This is a genomic window from Mycobacterium sp. IEC1808 (genome assembly GCF_002101935.1).
Taxonomy (GTDB): Bacteria; Actinomycetota; Actinomycetes; order Mycobacteriales; family Mycobacteriaceae; genus Mycobacterium.
This window is the reverse complement of sequence record NZ_LQPV01000011.1, coordinates 248,503-268,761: the sequence shown is the minus strand read 5'-3', so window position 1 is coordinate 268,761 and position 20,259 is coordinate 248,503. Positions and strand designations below refer to the sequence as shown.

Genomic DNA, 20,259 nt, shown 5'->3' with positions numbered 1-20,259 from the left:
ATCCCGAGATTTCGCAGTATGCCGACCGGGTACTTCGTGTCGCTCAGCGGATGAAGATGCCAGTCCATTTAGCCGTGGGCCCCGACGGTTAGCGTCTCCTGGGCGTGTGGCTGGCTGATGCCGTTGAGCCCTTCAGGTAGTCGGCGCGACGCCAGCCAGCCGCCGCGCGGTCTCGTCCATCGCATGTACGTCATGATGGCTTAGGCCCAATCGGCGCCCACAACGATCATCGGCTCCCCGTCGACTTGTCGTGTGATGCAACCACTGTCGTCACAACTGCCCTTGGTGCGTGCGGTAGTGCCGCTTGGCAAGGTGCTCGATTGGAGGCGTGTTAACCGCGCAGGGAAAAGACATCACGCATCGTGTCGACGGCTTCTTTGTCGCCGTCGAAGCGGACTCGACGCAGCGCGGACTTGCGGGTGGCGGCGTCGCCGCCGAGGCGGATGGCGATGAGGTCTGCGGCGGCTGCGGTGACAATAACGCCGGGTTCGCCGCGAGCGCTTGCGAGATATCCGTTGGTGACGGCGAATTCGAAACGCCGGCCGTCGATGTCGATGCGGTAGGTGGTGTTCACGTTCGCTGCGGCGGCCGGATCGAAGGCCAGCAGCACGCCCGCGAGGAATCCATTGAGCGGTGTGACCGCGCTGCTGTCCATGGGATCGAGCTTGTCCAGGCCGAAGACGGCGATGGCCTGCACGATGGGAAGCACGCGCTGCCAGGCGGTGTCGGTGAGCGTGTACACGGTGCGCCCGATCGGCGCGGGCAGGTCGGTGCGGTCGATCAGCCCGGCGTCTTGGAGCTCCTTGAGGCGTTGTGCGAGCAGGTTGGTGGCGATGCCGGGCAGTTCCGCCCGCAGGTCGCTGTAGCGGCGGGGGCCGCCGATGAGTTCGCGCACGATGAGCAGTGTCCAGCGTTCGCCGATGATGTCCAGACCACGCGCAATGGGGCAGTTCTGGTTGTAGACCCTGGTCTTCACGACACCACTTTAACAAGTTCCAAACTGTTAATCCATCATTAGCTTGATTTGTTTGTGTGGCTGGTTTACGGTTATACCTATGCTTCGTGTGGTGCCAGTTGTCGGACTCGGGCGGAAGGTCGACAACGCGACATGTGATCGGCACCCGCGGTCTGACTATCGCGCTAGACCAGCGGCTGGGCGGTGTCGTCAAAAGCGTCGCATTCAAACCGATCTACGGTCAGCTGCGAATGGCACGTTGCAGCTCCGCCTTGCCGATCGTGGCGCGATGACAGTTGCTACCCGGCACGAGGAAGTGGAGGGATCGCGTGAAGAAGGCATTTGAGAACAAGGTTGTGTTGGTCACGGGCGCCTCGCGTGGGATCGGCGAAGCCGTCTCGTTGGCGTTCGCCACGCAGGGAGCGCGGCTGGTCCTTGCGGCACGCTCGGCTGAGCGTCTGGGTGATGTCGCCGAGGCGGTGTCGGCGCTGGGTTCACAGGCGTTGGCGGTGCCCACCGACGTGACGTCACACGATGCGATTGTCGCGCTGGTGGATGCGACGATACAGCGGTTCGGCAGGATCGACATACTGGTGAACAATGCTGGCATCGGCCGGGTCGGCGCCGTGGAGTCGGCGAATTTCAGCGATAACGTGCGTGACACTCTGCAGGCCAGCCTGTTCGGACTGGTCGACGTGACTCAGCAGGTGTTGCCAACGATGCACCGGCAGCGCTCAGGTGCGATCGTGAACATGTCATCGGTGATGGGGCGCAAAGCTTTCGCGCGTTTCGGCTCGTATGCGGTCGTGATGCATGCGGTCTCGGCCGTCTCCGACGCACTGCGCCAGGAACTGGCGGGCAGTAACATTCGGGTGTCGGTGATATATCCCGCGCTGACTGCCACCGACCTGCTGCGCGAGGCCGATGAGGCCGAGATGCCGCCTCCATTTCGCCATATGACGCCGCTGGCGTCAGAAGATGTTGCGCGCGCGGTTGTTTCGGCGGTGCGGCGCGGAGCGCCTCGGGTGGTGATGCCGGGACCGGCCAAATTACTGCTGCTCGGGGAGGCGTTCTCGCCGCGGATCGGCGACCTGATCGCCTCCGCTCTTGCGCAGCGGTCCTTCATCCGGTTGGTGGGAATGGGCCGGGGCAAGACCTACCACCAAACAATCGGCGTCGGGTGAGAAGGGTGACACCAATTGCTCCTGTCGCGGCCTGGATGCTCACGACGCGACGTTAGTTGTCTTGCGCGACAACGCATAACGATGTCAAACATCGCGTTGGAGTACGCGCTTGCGCTCCACTTTTAACAAACCCAGGAAGGTCCGCGATGGCTCCGCTAACAGCTCGCGTGGAAGAGACACTGTTTACGACGTTTGCCCCGCAAATCATCAAACACATCAGAGCCGTCTCCCCGTGCGACGCCCACGGCCTGGTGGGCGAGGTCTACGCCCAGATGAAGCGAGAGTTTCAGCTGGTGCCACCTGTCACCCTGCATGCTCCGATTCCTGAGCTGCTCACCGGAGTTTGGGGGATGCTCCGGGAATCGATCGTCGCCGGCTCGGTGAGTCGCGGCCTGCGTGAAGTGGTCTGTGAAGGCGTCTCCGCGATCAACCAGTGCTCGTTCTGCGTAGACGCGCATAGCATCTTGCTAGTCGGTGCCGGCGACACCAGCACCGCCAACGCGATCCGCGCCAATCGACCCGACCTGATCGCAGACCGAAAAACCCGTGAGGTCGCCATGTGGGCGTTCGCCAACCGCCAGCCCGGTGCCGACATTCTGCGTGAGCCGCCCTTCACCGCCCATGAGGCACCCCAACTGATCGCCTCGGCCGCCTGCTTTCACTACATCGACCGGATGGTGCAGGTCTTTCTTCCCGACGGGCCTGTCGCGTTGCCGTCCAAGCTACGTTGGTTGCGCGGGACCACCATCCGCGTGGCTGGCACCGCGGCCGGCAAGCGCATCATGGCAGTCGACGTCGCCTCCGGTGGAGCGGTCGGCCGCCTTCCTGAGGCGACGCCATCATCGGAGTTCGCCTGGACCGCACCGCTTCCCGCGCTCGCGTCCGCGTTCGGCAGCCTCGAGGCCATCATCGAAGACCTCGGCTCCGACGTGCTGGCACAGCCCGTGCGGGAGCTGGTGTGCGAGCACGTCGCGGCCTGGGACGGCGAAGAGCCGGGGATCAGTCGCAGCTGGGTAGAACAAGCAGTCACGGCTCTCGACGCCCGCGACCAGGCCGCGGGCAGACTCGCCCTGCTAGTCGCGATCGCGCCATACCAGATCGACGACGGCATCATCGCGGCCTTCCGTGACATCCAACCCGCTGATGCCGAGATCCTCGCCGCGGTCGCCTGGGCCAGCTTCACCGCGACCCGCAGGATCTCAGGGTGGTTGTCACCAGCCCCATAGCAGCACGTACTTGTGCCGGGCAGATGACCGAGCCGGCTGCAGCGATAGAATAGTGATAGTTATGCTATAAAGAGCTTGTCATGAGATATCCGGCAGACCAGAAGGTCAAGGCACGCGCCGCGTTGCTGCGTGCGGGCACGCGGTCGATGAAGGTCGCCGGCTTCAACGGGATCGGCGTGGACGGGCTAGCCGCGGCGGCGGACGTGACCTCCGGAGCGTTCTATTCGAACTTCGCCAATAAGGAAGCGATGCTCGAGGCGATCATCGAGGCCGCCGTCGGCGAGCCGTTCCTTTCCGACACGGAGTCCGCCAGCAAGACCGAGTGTCGGGCGAAGCTGAAGAACTTTCTCGCGGAATACCTCAGCACCTACCACGTGGAAAACCCGGGCGACGGATGTGTGATGCCGACCCTTAGTGCCGACGTCGCGCGGGCGGGAGTGTCCACTCGAGAGGCGTACGAACACAAGATCACCGCCCTGGCACAGCGGGTGGCCGATGTTCTCGACGGAGCCGATCGGGAGCGGCGGGCGTGGAGCGTCGTCGCGCTGATGGTGGGGGCGGTGTCGATCTCGCGCGCGATGGCCGACCCCGCCACGCAGGCAGACGTGATCGACGCCGCAAGTGAGACCGCGGACAGGCTCATTTCACCCGGCAAGCGACGCGCATGAGTGGAGGCGGCATGTGGGCACCGAGTGTTTGGAAAGCCGCTCTGGCAAGCCTGGGTATCGCCATGGCCTTGGTTTGCATTGTGCCGGAAGGCAATCCGATCGCCGCGCCGGACGACGAAGCTGCGACAATGCAGCGGCAGCGGGCCATCGTCGGCGCGTTCGCGACCGCCATCGTGCACGACGACCATGCCGGAATCGCCGAACACGCCACGCCCGACATCGTCTGGACCATCCCCGGCTCCAGCGTGGTGTCCGGCAGGGCGACTGGAATCGACGACGTCACCAGGCTGGCCGACACGTTTGCCCAGTACGGGCTGCACATCTCGCCGCGCGGATTTGCTTTCGGCCAAGACACCGTAGCGGTCACGCTGCACGACACCGGTGAACACAATGGCAAGCGGCTCGAACAGGACGTGGTCAACGTGCTCACCATCCGTGACGACAAGATTTCTCAGGTCACAGCGCATTTGACCGACGTCGGGTCATTTGACGCGTACTTCTCCTAACCCGAGGTTCCTCGCGGCCCACCCCACCGCAGGTGCACTGATCCTGGGCTAGCCATAGAATAACGACCGCTATATAGTGATCGTTATCCTATGGGTCGATGGAAGGAAAGCAATGGCAAGCCAGCAAGCGATCGAGTTCGCCGACTTCTACGCCGAGATCGGCAGGCGATCCTCGAATCCCAATTTCGAGCTGGAGACGATCCGCGACGTCACCGAGAACATCCATCTGGCGACGAAGGAACCCGAGGGCGTGACCTACGCCGAAGTGGACGCCGGCGGAGTCGAGGCGCTGTGGTGCATCCCGGTCGACAGCGACCCCGAGTCGGTGCTGCTGCACACGCACATGGGCGGCAGCGTGCTGATGTCGATGCATTCGGACCGAAAAGCTGCCGCGCACATCGCGAAAGCAGCGGGCGTGCGGTCGCTGGTGTTGAACTTCCGGCGTTCCCCGGAGCACAAGTACCCAGCGCAGGTCGAAGACGTGGACACCGCCTACCGCTGGCTGCTCGACCAGGGCTACCGGCCCGACAAGATCGGCAGTGTCGGCCACTCGATCGGCGGCTATCTCGCGGTCGAACTTGCACTGCGGCTGCGTGATCGGGGCGAGGCACTGCCCGGCGCGGTGCTGTCCATCTCGCCGTGGACCGACGCCACGCTGTCGGGGGACTCCATCGAGACCAACGCAGAGCGAGACAAGCTGCTCACGCGGGGATTGCTCGAGCTGTTCCGGTCGTGCTGGCTTGATGGAACCGGCGTGGAATTCACCGACCCGCAGGTGCATCTGCTCGGGGCTGACCTGTCGGGGCTGCCCCCGACCGCGGTGTACTACGGCGAATACGAGCTCCTCGCGTCGGACGCCATCGCCTTCGCGCGCCGGGCGAAGGAGGCGGGCAATGACGTCCTCGTTCGGCGGGTCGACGAGGGGCAGCACTCCTTCATCATGGGCGCGGGCCGCGTCGGGGAGGTCGACCGCGCCATCGCCGAGATGGGTCGTTGGCTGCGCTCCGTGCTCGGGCTGCAGACGGCGGTGGCCTAGGCCACGGTGCTGCGTGTCGGTCATGCCTACCAATCCACCACCGAGTGGCCGCCGTGGCCCCCGCGGTTCGACCCGCGGGGCGTGGCCGCGGAAAGCGTTGCGGGCCAGCGCGGTTAGTTTTTCAAATGTGCTTGAACCGCTCAGCCTTTCCGACCGTGTATCTAGGTATCTACTGATATACCCAGCAATTAAGTCGGGAGGCCTCGGTGAATACTGAGTTGAAGCCGCGTTACGACGTCATCGTGTGCGGGGCTGGATCGTCAGGATCGGTGATCGCCGGCCGGCTGGCGGAAAATCCCGACATCGCGGTCTTACTTTTGGAGGCTGGCGGCAGCGACGACGTCCCCAGCGTGACCGACGCAAGCCAATGGCCATCTAACCTTGGCAGCGAACGCGATTGGAGATTCATGTCCGAGCCCGATCCGCGGCTTCACGGCCGCGCGATCGCCTTTTCGATGGGCAGAGTGCTCGGCGGCGGGTCCAGCATCAACCTGATGATCTGGGCGCGCGGACACCGAAGCGACTGGGACCACTACGCCTCAGAGTCCGGCGAGTCGGCCTGGGGATACCAAGCAATCCTCGACCTCTACCGGCGGATCGAGGACTGGCACGGCATCGGCGAGCCAAACCATCGGGGCAGGGGCGGGCCGGTGTTCGTCCAGCCGGCACCCGATGCGCACCCGCTTGCCGCGGCGACCCTTGAGGCGGCCAGGGCCATCGGCATTCCCACCTATCAGAGCCCCAACGGCCGCCTGATGGAGGAGAGCCGCGGCGCCGCTATCACCGATCTGCGGTCGCGTGGCGGAAAACGCCTATCGGTTTTTCGGACGTATACCGCCCCGCATCTGCAGCAGCCGAACCTCACCGTGGTCCCGCTCGCACTGGTCACCCGCGTGCTCTTCGAAGGCAACCGGGCCGCCGGTGTCGAGGTCATCCATGGCGGCAAAGTGCACCGCGTAGCCGCCGACACTGAGGTCGTCCTGTCGCTGGGCGCCATTCACACACCGAAGGTGCTGATGCAGTCCGGCATCGGCGACGAAGACGAATTGCGTCGAGTCGGCGTCACCGTTCGCCAGCACCTGCCCGGAGTCGGGGGCAACCTTCAGGACCACTTCGGGTTCGACTGCGTGTGGGAGTTTCCCGACAACATTCAGGGCAGCACCCAAGTGGGGGCGACATTGTTCTGGGACTCCGGAGCGGCCGATGTCGACGGACCCGACATGTTCGCGTGTTTGGGGCCTTTCCCAAAAGCCACTGCGGAAAACGCCACGAAATACGGACTGCCGCAAAGTAGCTGGGTCTTATTCGGCTCACCAACGCACCCCCGCAGTCGGGGTCGGATTCGATTGTCGGGTCCCGACCCGGCCGACCCTGTGCTTATCCAAGCCAACGCGCTCTCGGACCCCGAAGAACTCAAGACCGCCATCTCCTGCATCGAAACACTGCGCGAGATCGGCAATTCCGCCGAGCTTCGGCCGTTCGTCGCGCGCGAGGTCATGCCGGGCGACCTGACCGGCGCTGAACTCGAGACATATCTGCGGGACGCGGTCACCACCTACTGGCACGAATCCGGTACCGCCAAGATGGGCCGCGACGCCATGTCAGTGGTCGACGGACACCTCAAGGTTTACGGCGTCGAGGGCCTGCGCGTCGCCGACGCATCGATCATGCCTCGCATCAGCACCGCCAACACCATGGCGCCCTGCGTCGTCATCGGCGAGCGCGCCGCGCAATTCATCCAAGCCGCACACCGAATCTGACCCGCGACCCATCCGACCAGGGCAGGCAGCCCAAACGGCCTCTCCAACCGTGCTCAAAGCGTTCGCCGGTTAGCCGAGAAGTCAACCATTACATGCATAGGAGAAGGCGCATGCTGGAAATGATCGATAAGGGACAAGCCAGCGATGCGCACCCGCACCCTCCTGCTCTTCGTCCACGGCGCCTGGCACGGCGCATGGTGCTGGAATGAACACTTTCTCGACTTCTTCGCCGGCTCGGCGCCTACTTGACGGCGCAATAATCAACGGTATGCCGCCACACCTCCCTGACCGGATTGAAGGGCTCGGGGTGCTCCAGCGGTCGATCGACGATGTCATGGGCGCGAGCGCAAACATCGATTGGTCGGTCTGTATTCGAGACGTCGCAGGTCACGACCTAGTCTCTCGTAATGCCGAGCGTCCGATGAAGACTGCGAGCATCGGCAAGCTGCTGTTGCTGGTCGAGGTCGCACGGCAATGCGCGAGGGGCGAGCTCAGCGGCGCTACGTTGCTCGACCGGGATCCAGAGCTCTTGGTCGCCGATTCGGGGATCTGGCAGCACCTTCACGTCGAGAGACTATCCATCCGGGATCTCTGCGTTTTGATCGCCAGCGTCAGCGACAACCTGGCGACAAATGTTCTGCTCAAGAGGGTGGGCTTGCGCAAGCTTCGCGACCTTGCCGAATCCCTCGGCTTAGTCCACACGGCGCTGCTGGACTACGTCACGGATCAGCGAGGACCAGATGAACCGGCGACGCTGTCGACCGGCTCAGCATCCGAGTTGTCGCACTTGATGAGTCAGCTGGGTCGCAAAGAGCTGATATCCCATACGGTTTCAGAACAGGTAAACGCCTGGCTGGCAACCTCGGTAGACCTATCCATGGTCGGGGCCACATTCGGGCTTGACCCGCTGGCCCATGCGACGTCGGATCGAAACTTCTTTGTTCGTAACAAAACTGGTGCTGACGCAGGCATCAGAGCAGATGTCGGGACGATCGGGCGAGACTCCGTCTGGTTCGACTACGCGGTGATCGCCAATTGGGATCCCTCTGACCGAGACCTTCGAGACGAGGTGCTGGCGGGAATGCATGCCATCGGCATGACACTGAGGACCATGATCGAAAGTGCTTCATGAACGTGATGCCGAAACAGACGGTGTTCCGGTGAGCGCCCCAGACCGGCGAAGCCGACGCGCGTCTTGGCAGTTCACCTGAGTGTCGGAGGGTGCGTGCATGCTGGTGCGCAACCACTACGAAAGGGAGCTGCGATGTGCTGGCAATGTGACCATCCCGACGGCACAACCGAGGAATACCTGGACGAACTACGTGAATCCATCCGCGACCACGGTTGGGCGGTTCAGTACGTCGAGAGCGAGAACAGACCGTTCGCCTACACGGTCGGGTTACACCGTCGAGGGCTTCCCGAATTATTGATGACGGGTCTGCCGGCCGACACGGCCTGTCGCGTGCTGAATTCCATCGCCCACATGATCGTCGACGACGGGACGGCGCTCGCACCGGCGATGCATATCGACTACCAAGACCGGTTTCTTATCGAGGTTGTCGAGGTCGAGCACCCCGATGTCCACTTGAAGTTCGCGGTTGGGCTTTTCGGCCCTCGGGTTCGTGCCTTGCAGTTGGTGTGGGCTGACGACAAGGGCCGTTGGCCCTGGGATGCGGGATGGGGGCACGGCCGGCGTCGGCAGCCGGTGCTCGGCGTCCGTGCGGACTGCCCCGGCTCGGCCGCCTAACGACGACTTCGATCTACCGGGCTGAATCGACGCCGGTTAGGTGATCGACCAGAATTCGAGCAGGGTGCGCAACGTCGCGACGAGGGGGAGCGGCTGGTCGAGCATCGGGTGGTGGCCGGCCTCGGCCAGCTCGACGAAAGGCCCCCGCAGCTGGAGCATGGATTGGATTCGTTCGGCCATGGCGGGCGGCACCAATCCGGATTCGCAACGCACATAGCCCAAGCGGCACCGCATTTCGGCCATCATGGTTTCTAGTGTTTCTTCGTCGGAGGTTGTCGGCTCGAGAAGGTCACCGCCGAAGATCGCCGGGTCGAACTTCCAATTCCAGCCCCCGGTGGTCTTCCGCACCGACTCGACCGCGATATGCCGCCGGACGTAGGGGAGTATCACCTGCTGCGAGGGGACCGCCCTAAAGCGTTGCAGGATCTCGTCTCTCGTCCGATACGGGGAGTGTTTGCGGTTGCGTAACCGCGCTTCCTCGGGGGAACGGTCCCACAGCGGCGAGTCGATCACGATCATGCTGTTGATCTGATTACCGCAACTCATCGCCGCCGTGGCCGCGATCCAGCCGCCCATGCTGTGGCCGACGATGGTCGGTCGCCCGGATGCCCCGGCGGCTGTGGAAACTGCCATCACTTCGTCTGCCCACGTTTGAAGGTCGTAGCTGCTACGCGTGCCGCTGTCGCCGTGTCCGGACAGGTCCGGCGCGATCACGCGATGGGTGCGAGACAGGAACGGCGCGATGTGGTCCCACCAACCGGAGTGTGCCGCGCCGCCGTGGACGAGCACCACCGTGGGTTGGTCCGCGGCGCCCCAGGCGCGTAGGTGAATGCGACAACCGTCGACGTCGATGTCGCAATGGTCCGGTCGCTGGGCCAGCGCGGCGGTGAACCAGGACGGTTCGGTTTCCACCTGGCGCGAACGGGAAAACAGGCTCCGACCTCCGTGTGCACATAAACCGCAGCTCAGTGGACGCCCTACTCTAACTGCAGTCAAACTTCCTGGGAAACGTGTGCCCACCTCAGCGCGGTCGGCGCCCAAGACGCTCGGCGTGCACGCAAGTCGAGTAGTCGACTACGCATGTGAAGCGGCCTGGCAGCTGACACTCTGTTGCCGTCCAGTACTGCCGGAACCGGAAGACGGCGATGCAGGCCGCCACCAAAGGAGCGAATTGTGAACCGAGGAAGCCGATTCTTATGACCGCAGCCATGGCTACTCAACGGACCTTCCCCGACTACTATTGCGACCTCGCCGGCGACGGCATTTATATCGAGTACTGCGTCACCCCACCGCGGATCCCCGGCAGGCCACCCTTCGTGCTTCGATACGACAACGGCTGGCAGACGCTCAACTTCGAGCGCGAGCAGATCCGCAGTACGTTCGTGGCCGACCTGGGCTGGACTCTGAGCGTGACGACGCACGAACTCGGCGACGCCGGCTCGGTCACCGCAACGATTCTCTTCCCAACCGTCGTCATGCCCCCGACGGGAGGGGAAATCCCGGTGCGGTCGATGCTGATCATCGCCACCCACGAGATCCCCGCTGTGGTGACGCTTCCCGGCCAGCGTGACCATTACCGGATAGCCGCCCTCACCGGCCGCGCCCAAAAGATGCGGCTCTATTAGGCGGAAAGCGGGCGGCCGCTACCGCCGCGAGAGAGAGTTCGGCCAGGGTCTGGGAGAACTTCCTGATCAACCGGCGATTGTGGCGGCGTGCTCAGCGGCTCGGTGGCACCGGAATGTCTGCGTGCCGAATCTGGTTTCCCCCAGCGCGTTTCGCCTCATACATCGCGCCGTCGGCGGCGTCCACCAGGCGTTGCACGACCTGCCGGTTGATGGTTTCACCGTCCGATGACAGCTGGATACTGCTGACGCCCAAGCTCGCCGTCACACCCCACGGGGCGTCGGCGATTGCGGAGCGCATCGCCTCGGCCGTCCTAAGCGCGTCGTGAATTCCGATCGTCTCGGCGACCAGGAATTCCTCTCCGCCCACCCGGGCGATAACCGTTCCGGCATGGCTGATTCGGCGCAGGTTGTCGGCCACGGCCACCAGGATCCGGTCCCCAGCGGCGTGGCCGTAAGTGTCATTGATGCGTTTGAAATTGTCGAGATCGAGCATCAACACGCTGAGACACGGCGCGGGCGTCTGGCCAGTCAGCAGCCGCGACGCGGACCGATAAAAGCCCCGTCGGTTGCGCAAGCCGGTGAGCGGATCGGTGGAGGACTTGAGGGCGTCCACCGACAGCCAATGAACGAGGATCTGCCCGCAGAACGGGACCGCCAGGATCCCCGCGCTGAGCACCAGCAGTTTGGCCGCAGCCATCGACACATCACCGGCCGCTGCAACCCGGGCGGTGCACACCGTCGCGGTAACCAGGGCCGTGCCCAGGGTGAAGACCAGCAGGCGAGCCGAATGAAAAAACGCGACGTACCCGGCGAGGCCTCCGAATGCCGCGCAACCCAGCAGCCCGCTGAGCGGGTTGCTCTCGATCAGGCAGGTCGCGGCGATGCCCAGCGTCCCCGCCGTCGAAAACACCTGGGACTGAAGCAGCGTCGGCCAACCACGTAGCCACACCAGCGCCATTCCCGCCAGGATGACGATGAACGCCAACGCGACTGCGCGCTCAGTTGGGGTCCGCGGTCCCGACGGGCTGCTCAGCATCAGTGATGTCGCCGCGGTCAGGGTCGTTAGGATAACGACCAATAAAAAGCGGACAAAGGGCTGCAATCCGCGCGCGGCGAGGTAATCCGACAACCAGTCATAGTGGTCGGGTTGACGCCACCACACACCAATCCAGCGCATTTTCGACGCCTTTGGCCCCTCCTTGACACCACCGTTCGTCTGCGCGGACGACTGAACCTCCGTCGTATGCTACTTATTGGCCTGAAAATCAGGGTCCGTTCAGAATTTCAGCTCGAACTGCCAGGTTGTGCGGACAGCTTGGTGATCAGCCGCCGCATACTGCGGCCGAGGGATCGCGGGACGTGATCGGGATCCATTAGCTCGTTCTCGGCCAGCGCGCTGTCCTCGCCGGCCACCGTCCGCCCGGTGAATCGCCGCAATGTCTTGCCCTGCCCGCGAAGCGTCTCGACGGCCGCCAGGAAGGACCTATCCTGTCGCATCGTCCCCTCGAACTCGTCGACGGAAATCCCCAGATGCTCGCACACCAATTGTTGCCGCACCGACTCGATCGCCCGCCGGATATGTTCGTGTGCTTGGCTATTCGGGTCCGCTTCGACGGCGAGGTCACACTCGCTGTCGAACCCCATCGACCGGTTGTTGAAGTTCGACGAGCCGACGCGCAACAGCCAATCGTCGACGACCAATATCTTCGAGTGAATGTAAATCTGCGACCCGCCGTCGGTCACCGCCCAGTAGACGCCCAGACGGCGGTATTCGTCTGCCGCCCAGAGCTTTTGGATGAGCCGGTGGCGTGCGCTGTCCATCGTCTCGCGCTCGAGCCGGTTCAGCCCGCGGCGGGGAAGGACGATGACGATCTCCGGACCGTCCTGCTCTTTGAGCCGAGCGGCCAGCGCCTCGACCACCTGTCGGGCCGCCAGGTACTGGTTCTCCAGATAGATGGTGTGACGTGCCGCCGCAATCGCCGCGAGGTTGAGCGCTTCCACCTCGCGAACCTCGTCGCGACCATCGAATGTGGGCAAGGTGCGCGCGATCCCGACCTCGACGTCGCGCACGACGGGTCGCAAGCCGCCGGGCCATACGTCGCGGGCAGCCTCGATCGGGGCCAGCGACTCCTCGGTCGCGGTCCGCCATCTGTCCCGGGCGACCTCCGCGAGCGCGACCGCAGCGGCGCCGTCCACCGCGGCGGCGACCTCGTGTCGCGGACCGTACCTGCGGCCGAGCGCCCGGCGAAATCGATTGTTGTGCTTGTGCTCCGGAGTGTCCCAGCGATCCAGTGTGAGGTCGATGCCGCCGCAGAACGCGAGGACGTCATCGACGACCACGATCTTCTGGTGATGGACCGCGCCGGTGGGCCGGGCCCCGTCGATGGCCAGGCGCAATCGCCTGCTGCTCAGTCGATTTACAACCGACACGGGCGTGACGCCGTACCACAGGCCGTCGAACACGGGCAGCAGGCGGAGGTTGGATTTCAATACGTAGATTTCGAGGGTCGGGCGTCGCCATAGTAGCCAGTAGAGAAAGGCGCCCAGCTGGTTGGGGCCGGCGAGTTTCTTGCCTCCCCGTTCGAACGCCGTCCTGGCGTCGAAATCCCAGCCGATCAAGATGATTCGATGTTGGGCCCGCAGCATCGCCGCCTTGACCTGGCGAAAGTAGTCGGCGGCGTCGATGATGCAGGCCAGCTGGTCGGCGCGCTCGACGCGCCAGCAGGTCCGTCCGGTGATGGGCAGGGGCTCGTCGCGCATACGCGGTCTGTCTATCACACGAGCGCCCGGTCGCCCGGCGACTGCCGCCGAGCTGCGTACAGTCATGAGCTGTGAACGTTGACGCGCTCGCCTTCAGCGAGCAGTGGGTGGCGGCATGGAACGCCCACGACGTCGAGTCCGTGCTGAACCACTTCCACGAGGACGTGCTGTTCACCTCGCCGGTGGCGGCCGAGCTGCTGCCGGAAACGGCGGGGCTGGTTCGCGGCAAGGCCTCGCTGCGGCGCTACTGGACTCACGCCTTGCAGCGCGTTCCCAATCTTCGCTTCGTGGTCGAGGGCGTGTACCAGGGCACCGATACCGTTGTCATCGCCTACCGAAACCAGGACGACAATCTCGTCAGCGAGGTCTTGCGGTTCAGCGGCGGCCTGGTGGTCGAAGGGCACGGAACGTATCTTGTTTCTCCGTGACGACGGGTTGGTCCTGTTCGACCGCTCGGCATGCTGAAGCGTTGGAGCCCGATGCACAGGATCGCTGAGCCGCCCGCTCGTGGTGGCGAGACTTACCGCGTGCTCTCGTCGGGAAGATCGTGCCGGGACTGGTGCAGCGCCGGTCCGTCCGGGTCATCGTCCTGGTGCTGCAGTTTCTCTTGGAGTTCCCGCTGCTCCTCGGTCGCTTTCCTGGCATCTTCGGGCGCCGGCGGCGGGTCGATGTTGACTTGTTGATCCACGCGAGATCTCCCTCGAGCTTCGACGGCTGTTCCTGGGAGGATCTCCCCGATCACGCGATCCGAAACCGATCGATCACTGGCGACGGGCCGCCCGGGTGGCGGCCGCTTTAGCGCGGATCAGGACTGCTTCTTTGCGGACGAGGCGCGCGTGCCTGCGAAGCTGGCGGGCTTGCATGGTCGGGTCACGCGGTTGTCGCAGGTCAGATTCGTCGAAGGTCCGCCGGGCGATGCGCAACCGGTAGGCCTTCTGCCGGCACGCCCCTGAGCAGTAATACGCGTCGGAACGACCATAGAACGGCGTCCGGCACACACAACACCGCAGTTTCGCGGCAACCACACGCAGTACGTTACAGATAGCCGTAACGCATTGCCGGGGTTTCAGCCGGTTTAGTTGACTGAAAAGACCACGCTCGCAAGGTAGTAGCATTCACACTCGCAGGGTGTGGGTGCAGCTGCCGGCTCAAACGACGCATGGGCCGACGCTGGTCACGAAAGGTACCGATCCGGTGGCCGGTAAGACGTTTGCGCAGTCAGACGAACCGGAGTTCCTGCACAGGCCAAACTACCTCGACGGTGGGCTGCCATGGTCGACCTCGTTTCGCGTGTCTCACTGCTACCAAACAGGACGCGAGTCGATGCTTGGCTGGGGGTGCGCTCAGTGATGACGCGTCTCAAGGCGTGGTGGAGCCAGCCCGACCAGTATGAGTGGGTCACCGCATTCCTGGACCAGCGCGGGATGCTGCGTCCGGCACGGATGATCATGGCGGTTGTCGCCGGATCGTCGGCGATGGTGCCACTGGCGGTGTTGCCGAGCCAAAGCCACCCGGGTGCCATCGAACTGACAACCGGTGTCGTCACCGCCGCTTTCACCGTCGGCATGACCCTGTTCTGGCTGACCCGCTGGCCCACCCGTTGGCAGTCGCAGGTTGGCGTGGGCCTGGGTTCGTTGTTCGTCGGCGCGTGGAGCGTGGTGCAGCCCAGTGGTGCCCTCGCCGCGCTGGCGTGCACGGCTATGGCCGTCACCGGCGGCTACATCGCGTTTTACCACGGTCCCAAGCTCCTGGTCTTCAACAGCGTGGTGGCCTGTGCGGTCACCGCGGCGGCGGTGGTGCGGCTGGCTCGTGAGACCAATATTGCCACGGCGGTCTCCGCGCTCTGGCTAATCACCTTTCTCAATGTGTCTGTGGCCCTGGGCATTTGGGGTATGTCGCGGGCCATGGGAATGTATGTTCAGCGCTCCGAAGAAGATGCCCTCACCGGATTGTTGAACCGGCGCGCGTTCGCCGACGCCGTCACTAACCGATTGGCGAATCCGCCGGCCGAGCACACGCACGTGGCGATGCTGATGGTCGATCTGGACAACTTCAAACGCATCAACGACACCCATGGTCATTTGGTCGGTGACCGCGCTCTGCGGGCGGTGGCCGACCTTCTGCGCGAGCACACCCCGTCAAACGCGGTCATCTGCCGTGCCGGCGGCGAGGAGTTTTTGGTCGCGCTGACCGCCGTGACGTCGGACGTGAGGCCAATGACCGTGCAATTCAGCAGGGCGCTGGCCGGGCTCCTCCCCAGGGTCACCGCGAGTGTCGGCATCGCGAGCACCGAGCTGCGCCAGTTCAACGGCGACGCTGCCTGCGTCGTCGACGACCTCATCAAGATCGCCGACGAGGCGATGTATGCCGCCAAACGCCGTGGCGGAGACCAGGTCCACCAGGGCGTGATGGCCTAGCCGCCGGATTTCGAACGATACCCGCTTCGCTCGCGTACACCTTCTGCACAGATTCGCCATAGCGGCCGCTTAGGTTGCGGCGAAATCATCGAGCCAGGCTTATGAGCGGCCCCAAGCGAGGGAGGGACATTGAGCTTCCAGACCGATGTGGCCGCACAACCCAAGCTCGCCGACAACGTGGCCGTCGCGCTGACCAAGCCACGGCTGCGCGGCTTCATCCACCAATACTGCGCTGTGGCGGCCGTGATCGCGGGCGCGCCGCTGGTGGTGATCTCGTGGGCCGAGGCCTCCAAGCGGGCGGGACACTCGACGCTGACCTACACCGTGGCGATCGTGGCGATGTTTGCCGTCAGCGCTGTCTATCACCGGGTGCACTGGGAGTCCGCGGTCTGCCGGAACTGGATGAGGCGGCTCGACCACTCGATGATCTTCGTGCTCATCGCCGGCACCTACACACCGTTCGCCAGGCTCGCGATGCCCCGCGGGACCGGCTACCTGGTCCTCGCGATCGTCTGGGGTGGTGCGGTGGTAGGCATTGCGCTGCAACTGTTCTGGCCGACCGCCCCGCGCTGGCTGGGGATTTCCCTCTACTTGCTGCTGGGCTGGGTGGCTGTTTGGTACACCGGGCTGATCTCGCAGAACGCCGGAATGGCGGCCGCGGTCCTGCTGGCGGTGGGTGGGCTGCTGTATAGCGTCGGTGCTGTGTTCTACGGACTGCGCTGGCCCGATCCCTGGCCTACGACGTTCGGCTATCACGAGGTCTTTCACGCGTGCACCGCGCTCGCGGCGATCTGCCAATACATCGCCATTTGGTTCGCGGTCTTCTGAGCCGACGGCCCTGGCGCGGGGCGCTACTTCGCGTCGGTGGCGACCCGCTCCAACGCGGCAAGGTGGTCGTCGACGGTCCCCAGGCCCGCCTTCATGGTGTTCACCGACACGTGCGTGGCCCCGGCGGCCTTCCAGGCCGCGATGTCGGCGGCGGCCTTTTCAGGGTCGCCGGTCCAGCTGATCCGGCCCTCCATGCCGAGGGTGTCGGCGTCGCGGCCGGCCGCCGCCGCCGCGCGTCGCACCTGCTCACGGGCGTAGTCCAGGCCGGGGCCGGGCTCCATCATCGGGAACCAGCCGTCGCTCAGCCGTCCGGCGCGTTCGTAGGCGCGGTCGGACGCCGCGCCGAACCACACCGGGATGGGGCGCTGAGTCGGCAGCGGTGCCAGGCCCGCCCCCGTCACCGTGTGGTACTTGCCGTTGAACGTCACCGACCGTTCGGTCCACAGCTTGCGCATGACCTCGACCTGTTCCTCGGAGCGGCGGCCGCGGTTGGTGAACGTCTCGCCGAGCGCCTCGTACTCGACGTCGTTCCACCCCAACCCGATACCGAGCCGGAAGCGCCCGTCGGTGAGCAGATCGACTTCGGCGGCTTGCTTGGCAACCAACACCGTCTGGCGTTGCGGCAGGATGATGACGCCGGTGACGAGTTCAAGCGAGGTGACCGCGGCCAGGTAGCCGAACATCACGAACGGCTCGTGAAAGGTCGAGTCGATGTCGTAGTAGCCCTGCCAGCCTTGGTGCACCGCCGGATCGGCGCCGACGACATGGTCGTAGGCGAGGATGTGGGTGAAACCCAATTCCTCGACGCGCTGCCCGTATGCACGTACAGCTGCGGGGTCTCCACCGAGTTCGGTCTGCGGGAACACGACACCAATGCGCATTGCCCGTTCAACCGACCCCCGCCGCAGTTGCTTCCCGAATCGGAATCCGCGGTACGAGCCGGTCCTTTTGCCAGTAAACACGCGTTCACAGCGAACTGGCAGGGAACCCGGTACCGCCGGTACGCATGACGCGGACAGCGGGTGGGTACCCGGGCGGTTGAACGGTCGCTAAGCGGCGGCCTGCGTTCCGCCCTTGGATCGACCGCTCTCTGAAATCGAGGGGAAGCCGACGGCGCACCACCCGTCGGCGGGAGGAGCGTCTGATGCCAGAAGTCCAACTTCACCACGAAGGCCATCCCAAGTACCGCCGGATGGTCCGATTCGACTGGTCGGAAACACCGCTGCACTGGGTGCCCGACGATCCGTTCTCCACCCACATGATCAACGTCCTGCACCTGCTGCTCCCCGAGGGCGAGCGCCACTTCATCAAGGCCGTCCTCGAGGCGTCGTCGCTGGTCGACGACCCGGAGCTGGAGGCGGCGATCAAGCCGTTCATCCAGCAGGAATCGTGGCACGCGTGGGCACACCAGATCGTGCTGGACCACCTGGCCGAGCAGGGCATCGACACCAAGCCGTACACCGACCGTCTTGGGCGATTGTTGTCGATGACGCTGGGCGATCCGCCCAAGTGGTTTCCGCCGGCGATGAAGCGGTGGTGGCTGTACCGGCGGTTGGCCGACGTCGCGGCGCTGGAACATTTCACCGCGATGTTGGGCCAGTGGGTGCTGACGAACCGGGGCCTGGACTACGCGGGGGCCGACCCGATGATGCTTGATTTGTTGCGCTGGCACGGCGCCGAGGAAGTCGAGCACCGCTCCCTGGTGTTCGACGTGTTCCAGCACGTCTGCGGGAACTACTGGATCAGGGCGTTCGCGATGTTGTTCACCGCGCCGCTGTTCGTCGGCTGGTGGATCGCGGGCGCTCGCTACCTGATGGCACAGGACCCGACCATCGATCAGAAGTGGCGATGGCGGGACTGGCTGTGGGCGGCCCGCGAGTACCGGGTGGTCGGGCCCTGGAAGCTTCTGGTGACGACACCGGTCCGCTACATGCGGCCCAGCCATCATCCGAACGACGAGGCGTCCACGCAGATGGCGGTCGACTACCTCAACTACTCGCCCGTGGCGAAAGCCGCCCGCGAGCGGGCGCATTCCCAAGGAAAGTCCCCGGACCAATCGCACGGGATCGAGACTTCCCGCAACGGCGCACGAAAGGTTGACGTGCGATGAAGGTCTCGGTGGATCTCGACACCTGCGATGGCAACGGCGTGTGCATGAGCATCTGCCACGAGGTGTTCGACGTACAAGAAGACGGGCTCCACGTGCTGCAGGCGGAGCCACCCGAGGAACTGCGCCAGCAACTGATCGGCGCCGAGGTGTCCTGCCCTACGCGGGCGATCACGGTGAAGGAGTGATCCGATGCCGAGCCGTCAGCTGAAGGACGTAGTCGTCGTCGGTGCCGGCGTAGCGGGCACCCGCGCGGCCGAGACCCTGCGACAGGAGGGCTACGACGGTGCCCTGACCATCGTCGGCGCCGAGCGCCACGCCCCATACCACCGGCCGCCGCTCTCGAAGAAACTGCTCACCGGCGACGTGCACCGCGCCGGGGTCGACCTGGCGCCCCAATTCGAGCTGGAAGCGCGCGTGCTGCGCGGTGCGTCGGCGACCAAGCTGGACCTGGCGTCGCACACCGTCCACGTGTACGACGAAAACCGCGACCTGGCACTGCAATTCGACGGACTGGTGATCGCAAGTGGTGCGACACCACGCGAATGGCCGGGCGGCCCGGTCCCGGACGGAGTGCTGATGCTCCGCACGGTCGACGATTGTCTGGCGATCCGGCAAAGGCTGGGCTCGCGCCCACGGGTCGTCGTCCTGGGCGGGGGGTTCATCGGAGCGGAGGTGGCCGCGAGTTGCCGCTCGGTGGGGCTGGATGTGGTTCTGATCGAGAAGGCATCCAGCCCGCTGCTGGCCGCGCTGGGCGCGGAACTGGCGCCACGCTGGGCCGAACTGCACCGCCAGCATGGCGTGGATCTGCGGGTCGGGGTGGGAGTCGACGCGTTCGTCGGAAACGGACACGTGGAGGCCGTCCGGTTGACCGATGGTTCGCAAATTCCAGCCGATCTCGTCATCGTCGGCCTGGGCGTCACCCCCGCCACCGATTGGCTGGCCGGGTCGGGACTGCGCCTCGATGACGGGGTGGTGTGCGGCGCCACGGGCGCGGCCGAGAGCCCCGACGGGGACGTTGCCGTCGTCGCCGCCGGCGACGTCGCGCGCTGGTGGCACCCGCTCTACGAGCGGCATCTGCGCACCGAGCATTGGGACGACGCCGGGCGTCAGGGCGCGGCGGCGGCTCGCACGCTGCTGACGGGGCCCGACGCGGCGCAAGCTTACGACGACGTGCCGTATTTCTGGTCCGATCAATATGACGTGAAGGTCCAGATGCTAGGCGTCCCAACGGGTTACGATGCCATCGAAATCGTCGAGGGCTATCCCGACGGCTGGGAGTTCGTCGCCGCGTATGGACGCGACGGTCAGACCATCGCGGTGCTGGGAACGATCCCGAACCGGGTGTATGCCTACCGTGACGCGATCGCAAAACGTGCAGAGTTTCCGCCCGGCCGGCCGGATTAGGGGCGATGACGTAATGCCACTATCTGGCACTGG

General features: G+C 64.8%; 21 protein-coding genes and 1 pseudogene. 16 read left to right on the top strand and 6 right to left on the bottom strand.

Features of this window, described 5'->3' with window-relative positions:
• Positions 1-331 precede the first annotated feature (331 nt).
• The gene (locus tag AWB92_RS07940) at positions 332-976 is read right to left on the bottom strand and encodes a helix-turn-helix domain-containing protein (RefSeq protein WP_085184812.1); all 645 of its coding nucleotides are present in this window, start codon (positions 974-976) and stop codon (positions 332-334) included.
• Between the two features lie 308 nt (positions 977-1,284).
• On the opposite strand from AWB92_RS07940, the gene AWB92_RS07935 reads away from it, so the two are divergent.
• The 9 genes and pseudogenes from AWB92_RS07935 to AWB92_RS07900 all read left to right on the top strand — a co-directional run bounded on the left by AWB92_RS07935 (position 1,285) and on the right by AWB92_RS07900 (position 9,082).
• Positions 1,285-2,139, top strand: coding sequence for an SDR family oxidoreductase (locus AWB92_RS07935; protein ID WP_158090367.1), 855 nt, complete (start codon positions 1,285-1,287; stop codon positions 2,137-2,139).
• A 251-nt stretch (positions 2,140-2,390) separates the two neighbouring features.
• Complete coding sequence (locus AWB92_RS07930) at positions 2,391-3,365, top strand: carboxymuconolactone decarboxylase family protein (protein ID WP_158090366.1); 975 nt, start codon at positions 2,391-2,393, stop codon at positions 3,363-3,365.
• 80 nt (positions 3,366-3,445) lie between these two features.
• Positions 3,446-4,033, top strand: a complete 588-nt coding sequence (locus AWB92_RS07925) for a TetR/AcrR family transcriptional regulator (RefSeq protein ID WP_085184810.1) — start codon at positions 3,446-3,448, stop codon at positions 4,031-4,033.
• Positions 4,030-4,539, top strand: a complete 510-nt coding sequence (locus AWB92_RS07920) for a nuclear transport factor 2 family protein (protein WP_085184809.1) — start codon at positions 4,030-4,032, stop codon at positions 4,537-4,539. Before AWB92_RS07925 ends, AWB92_RS07920 begins: the two co-directional genes overlap by 4 nt.
• A gap of 112 nt (positions 4,540-4,651) precedes the next feature.
• Positions 4,652-5,575 (top strand): alpha/beta hydrolase, encoded by a 924-nt coding sequence (locus AWB92_RS07915; RefSeq protein ID WP_085184808.1) that lies wholly within the window; start codon positions 4,652-4,654, stop codon positions 5,573-5,575.
• A 206-nt stretch (positions 5,576-5,781) separates the two neighbouring features.
• On the top strand, positions 5,782-7,335 hold the full coding sequence (locus AWB92_RS07910; protein ID WP_085184807.1) for a GMC family oxidoreductase N-terminal domain-containing protein: 1,554 nt from the start codon (positions 5,782-5,784) through the stop codon (positions 7,333-7,335).
• 110 nt (positions 7,336-7,445) lie between these two features.
• Positions 7,446-7,569: pseudogene (locus tag AWB92_RS30430) on the top strand (alpha/beta hydrolase); the annotation flags it as partial.
• Positions 7,570-7,603: 34 nt separating this feature from the next.
• Complete coding sequence (locus AWB92_RS07905) at positions 7,604-8,467, top strand: serine hydrolase (protein WP_158090364.1); 864 nt, start codon at positions 7,604-7,606, stop codon at positions 8,465-8,467.
• 132 nt (positions 8,468-8,599) lie between these two features.
• Positions 8,600-9,082, top strand: coding sequence for a DUF4262 domain-containing protein (locus AWB92_RS07900; protein ID WP_085184805.1), 483 nt, complete (start codon positions 8,600-8,602; stop codon positions 9,080-9,082).
• Positions 9,083-9,118: 36 nt separating this feature from the next.
• On the opposite strand, the gene AWB92_RS07895 is transcribed toward AWB92_RS07900, so the two are convergent.
• The gene (locus tag AWB92_RS07895) at positions 9,119-9,994 is read right to left on the bottom strand and encodes an alpha/beta hydrolase (RefSeq protein WP_142281987.1); all 876 of its coding nucleotides are present in this window, start codon (positions 9,992-9,994) and stop codon (positions 9,119-9,121) included.
• Positions 9,995-10,290: 296 nt separating this feature from the next.
• Here AWB92_RS07895 and AWB92_RS07890 point away from each other — a divergent pair, with 296 nt between their 5' ends.
• Positions 10,291-10,707 carry a hypothetical protein gene (locus AWB92_RS07890; protein ID WP_142281986.1) on the top strand — a complete coding sequence of 139 codons (417 nt, stop codon included), beginning with the start codon at positions 10,291-10,293 and terminating at the stop codon, positions 10,705-10,707.
• Positions 10,708-10,798: 91 nt separating this feature from the next.
• Here AWB92_RS07890 and AWB92_RS07885 read toward each other — a convergent pair whose 3' ends face one another.
• The gene (locus tag AWB92_RS07885; protein WP_241523399.1) at positions 10,799-11,836 is read right to left on the bottom strand and encodes a GGDEF domain-containing protein; all 1,038 of its coding nucleotides are present in this window, start codon (positions 11,834-11,836) and stop codon (positions 10,799-10,801) included.
• Positions 11,837-11,991: 155 nt separating this feature from the next.
• Positions 11,992-13,467, bottom strand: a complete 1,476-nt coding sequence (locus tag AWB92_RS07880) for a phospholipase D-like domain-containing protein (protein WP_085184802.1) — start codon at positions 13,465-13,467, stop codon at positions 11,992-11,994.
• A 71-nt stretch (positions 13,468-13,538) separates the two neighbouring features.
• Between AWB92_RS07880 and AWB92_RS07875 the strand changes: the two genes are divergently transcribed.
• Complete coding sequence (locus AWB92_RS07875; RefSeq protein ID WP_085184801.1) at positions 13,539-13,895, top strand: nuclear transport factor 2 family protein; 357 nt, start codon at positions 13,539-13,541, stop codon at positions 13,893-13,895.
• Positions 13,896-13,987: 92 nt separating this feature from the next.
• Here the strand turns inward: AWB92_RS07875 and AWB92_RS30015 are convergent, their stop codons facing one another.
• On the bottom strand, positions 13,988-14,155 hold the full coding sequence (locus AWB92_RS30015) for a hypothetical protein (protein ID WP_173817375.1): 168 nt from the start codon (positions 14,153-14,155) through the stop codon (positions 13,988-13,990).
• 661 nt (positions 14,156-14,816) lie between these two features.
• Between AWB92_RS30015 and AWB92_RS07870 the strand changes: the two genes are divergently transcribed.
• Both AWB92_RS07870 and AWB92_RS07865 read left to right on the top strand, forming a co-directional pair.
• Positions 14,817-15,884 (top strand): GGDEF domain-containing protein, encoded by a 1,068-nt coding sequence (locus tag AWB92_RS07870; protein WP_158090363.1) that lies wholly within the window; start codon positions 14,817-14,819, stop codon positions 15,882-15,884.
• 129 nt (positions 15,885-16,013) lie between these two features.
• Positions 16,014-16,712, top strand: coding sequence for a hemolysin III family protein (locus tag AWB92_RS07865; RefSeq protein ID WP_085184799.1), 699 nt, complete (start codon positions 16,014-16,016; stop codon positions 16,710-16,712).
• Positions 16,713-16,735: 23 nt separating this feature from the next.
• Here the strand turns inward: AWB92_RS07865 and AWB92_RS07860 are convergent, their stop codons facing one another.
• Positions 16,736-17,593 (bottom strand): LLM class F420-dependent oxidoreductase, encoded by an 858-nt coding sequence (locus tag AWB92_RS07860; protein ID WP_085184798.1) that lies wholly within the window; start codon positions 17,591-17,593, stop codon positions 16,736-16,738.
• Positions 17,594-17,856: 263 nt separating this feature from the next.
• On the opposite strand from AWB92_RS07860, the gene AWB92_RS07855 reads away from it, so the two are divergent.
• Genes AWB92_RS07855 through AWB92_RS07845 form a run of 3 tightly spaced genes read left to right on the top strand, consistent with a single transcriptional unit; the run spans position 17,857 to position 20,226 of the window.
• The gene (locus AWB92_RS07855) at positions 17,857-18,822 is read left to right on the top strand and encodes a metal-dependent hydrolase (protein ID WP_085184797.1); all 966 of its coding nucleotides are present in this window, start codon (positions 17,857-17,859) and stop codon (positions 18,820-18,822) included.
• Positions 18,819-19,007: a ferredoxin gene (locus AWB92_RS07850; protein WP_068176997.1), complete on the top strand. Its 189-nt coding sequence runs from the start codon at positions 18,819-18,821 to the stop codon at positions 19,005-19,007. The genes AWB92_RS07855 and AWB92_RS07850 overlap by 4 nt, the downstream gene beginning before the upstream one ends.
• 4 nt (positions 19,008-19,011) lie before the next feature.
• On the top strand, positions 19,012-20,226 hold the full coding sequence (locus AWB92_RS07845) for an FAD-dependent oxidoreductase (RefSeq protein WP_085184796.1): 1,215 nt from the start codon (positions 19,012-19,014) through the stop codon (positions 20,224-20,226).
• The last annotated feature ends 33 nt before the right edge of the window (positions 20,227-20,259 follow it).

Coding starts and splice junctions, on each gene's coding strand:
- AWB92_RS07925 (WP_085184810.1), top strand. CDS start 3,446: ATGAGATATCCGGCAGACCAGAAGGTCAAGGCACGCGCCGCGTTGCTG.
- AWB92_RS07920 (WP_085184809.1), top strand. CDS start 4,030: ATGAGTGGAGGCGGCATGTGGGCACCGAGTGTTTGGAAAGCCGCTCTG.
- AWB92_RS07915 (WP_085184808.1), top strand. CDS start 4,652: ATGGCAAGCCAGCAAGCGATCGAGTTCGCCGACTTCTACGCCGAGATC.
- AWB92_RS07905 (WP_158090364.1), top strand. CDS start 7,604: ATGCCGCCACACCTCCCTGACCGGATTGAAGGGCTCGGGGTGCTCCAG.
- AWB92_RS07900 (WP_085184805.1), top strand. CDS start 8,600: ATGTGCTGGCAATGTGACCATCCCGACGGCACAACCGAGGAATACCTG.
- AWB92_RS07890 (WP_142281986.1), top strand. CDS start 10,291: ATGGCTACTCAACGGACCTTCCCCGACTACTATTGCGACCTCGCCGGC.
- AWB92_RS07880 (WP_085184802.1), bottom strand. CDS start 13,467: ATGCGCGACGAGCCCCTGCCCATCACCGGACGGACCTGCTGGCGCGTC.
- AWB92_RS07870 (WP_158090363.1), top strand. CDS start 14,817: ATGACGCGTCTCAAGGCGTGGTGGAGCCAGCCCGACCAGTATGAGTGG.
- AWB92_RS07860 (WP_085184798.1), bottom strand. CDS start 17,593: ATGCGCATTGGTGTCGTGTTCCCGCAGACCGAACTCGGTGGAGACCCC.
- AWB92_RS07855 (WP_085184797.1), top strand. CDS start 17,857: ATGCCAGAAGTCCAACTTCACCACGAAGGCCATCCCAAGTACCGCCGG.
- AWB92_RS07850 (WP_068176997.1), top strand. CDS start 18,819: ATGAAGGTCTCGGTGGATCTCGACACCTGCGATGGCAACGGCGTGTGC.
- AWB92_RS07845 (WP_085184796.1), top strand. CDS start 19,012: ATGCCGAGCCGTCAGCTGAAGGACGTAGTCGTCGTCGGTGCCGGCGTA.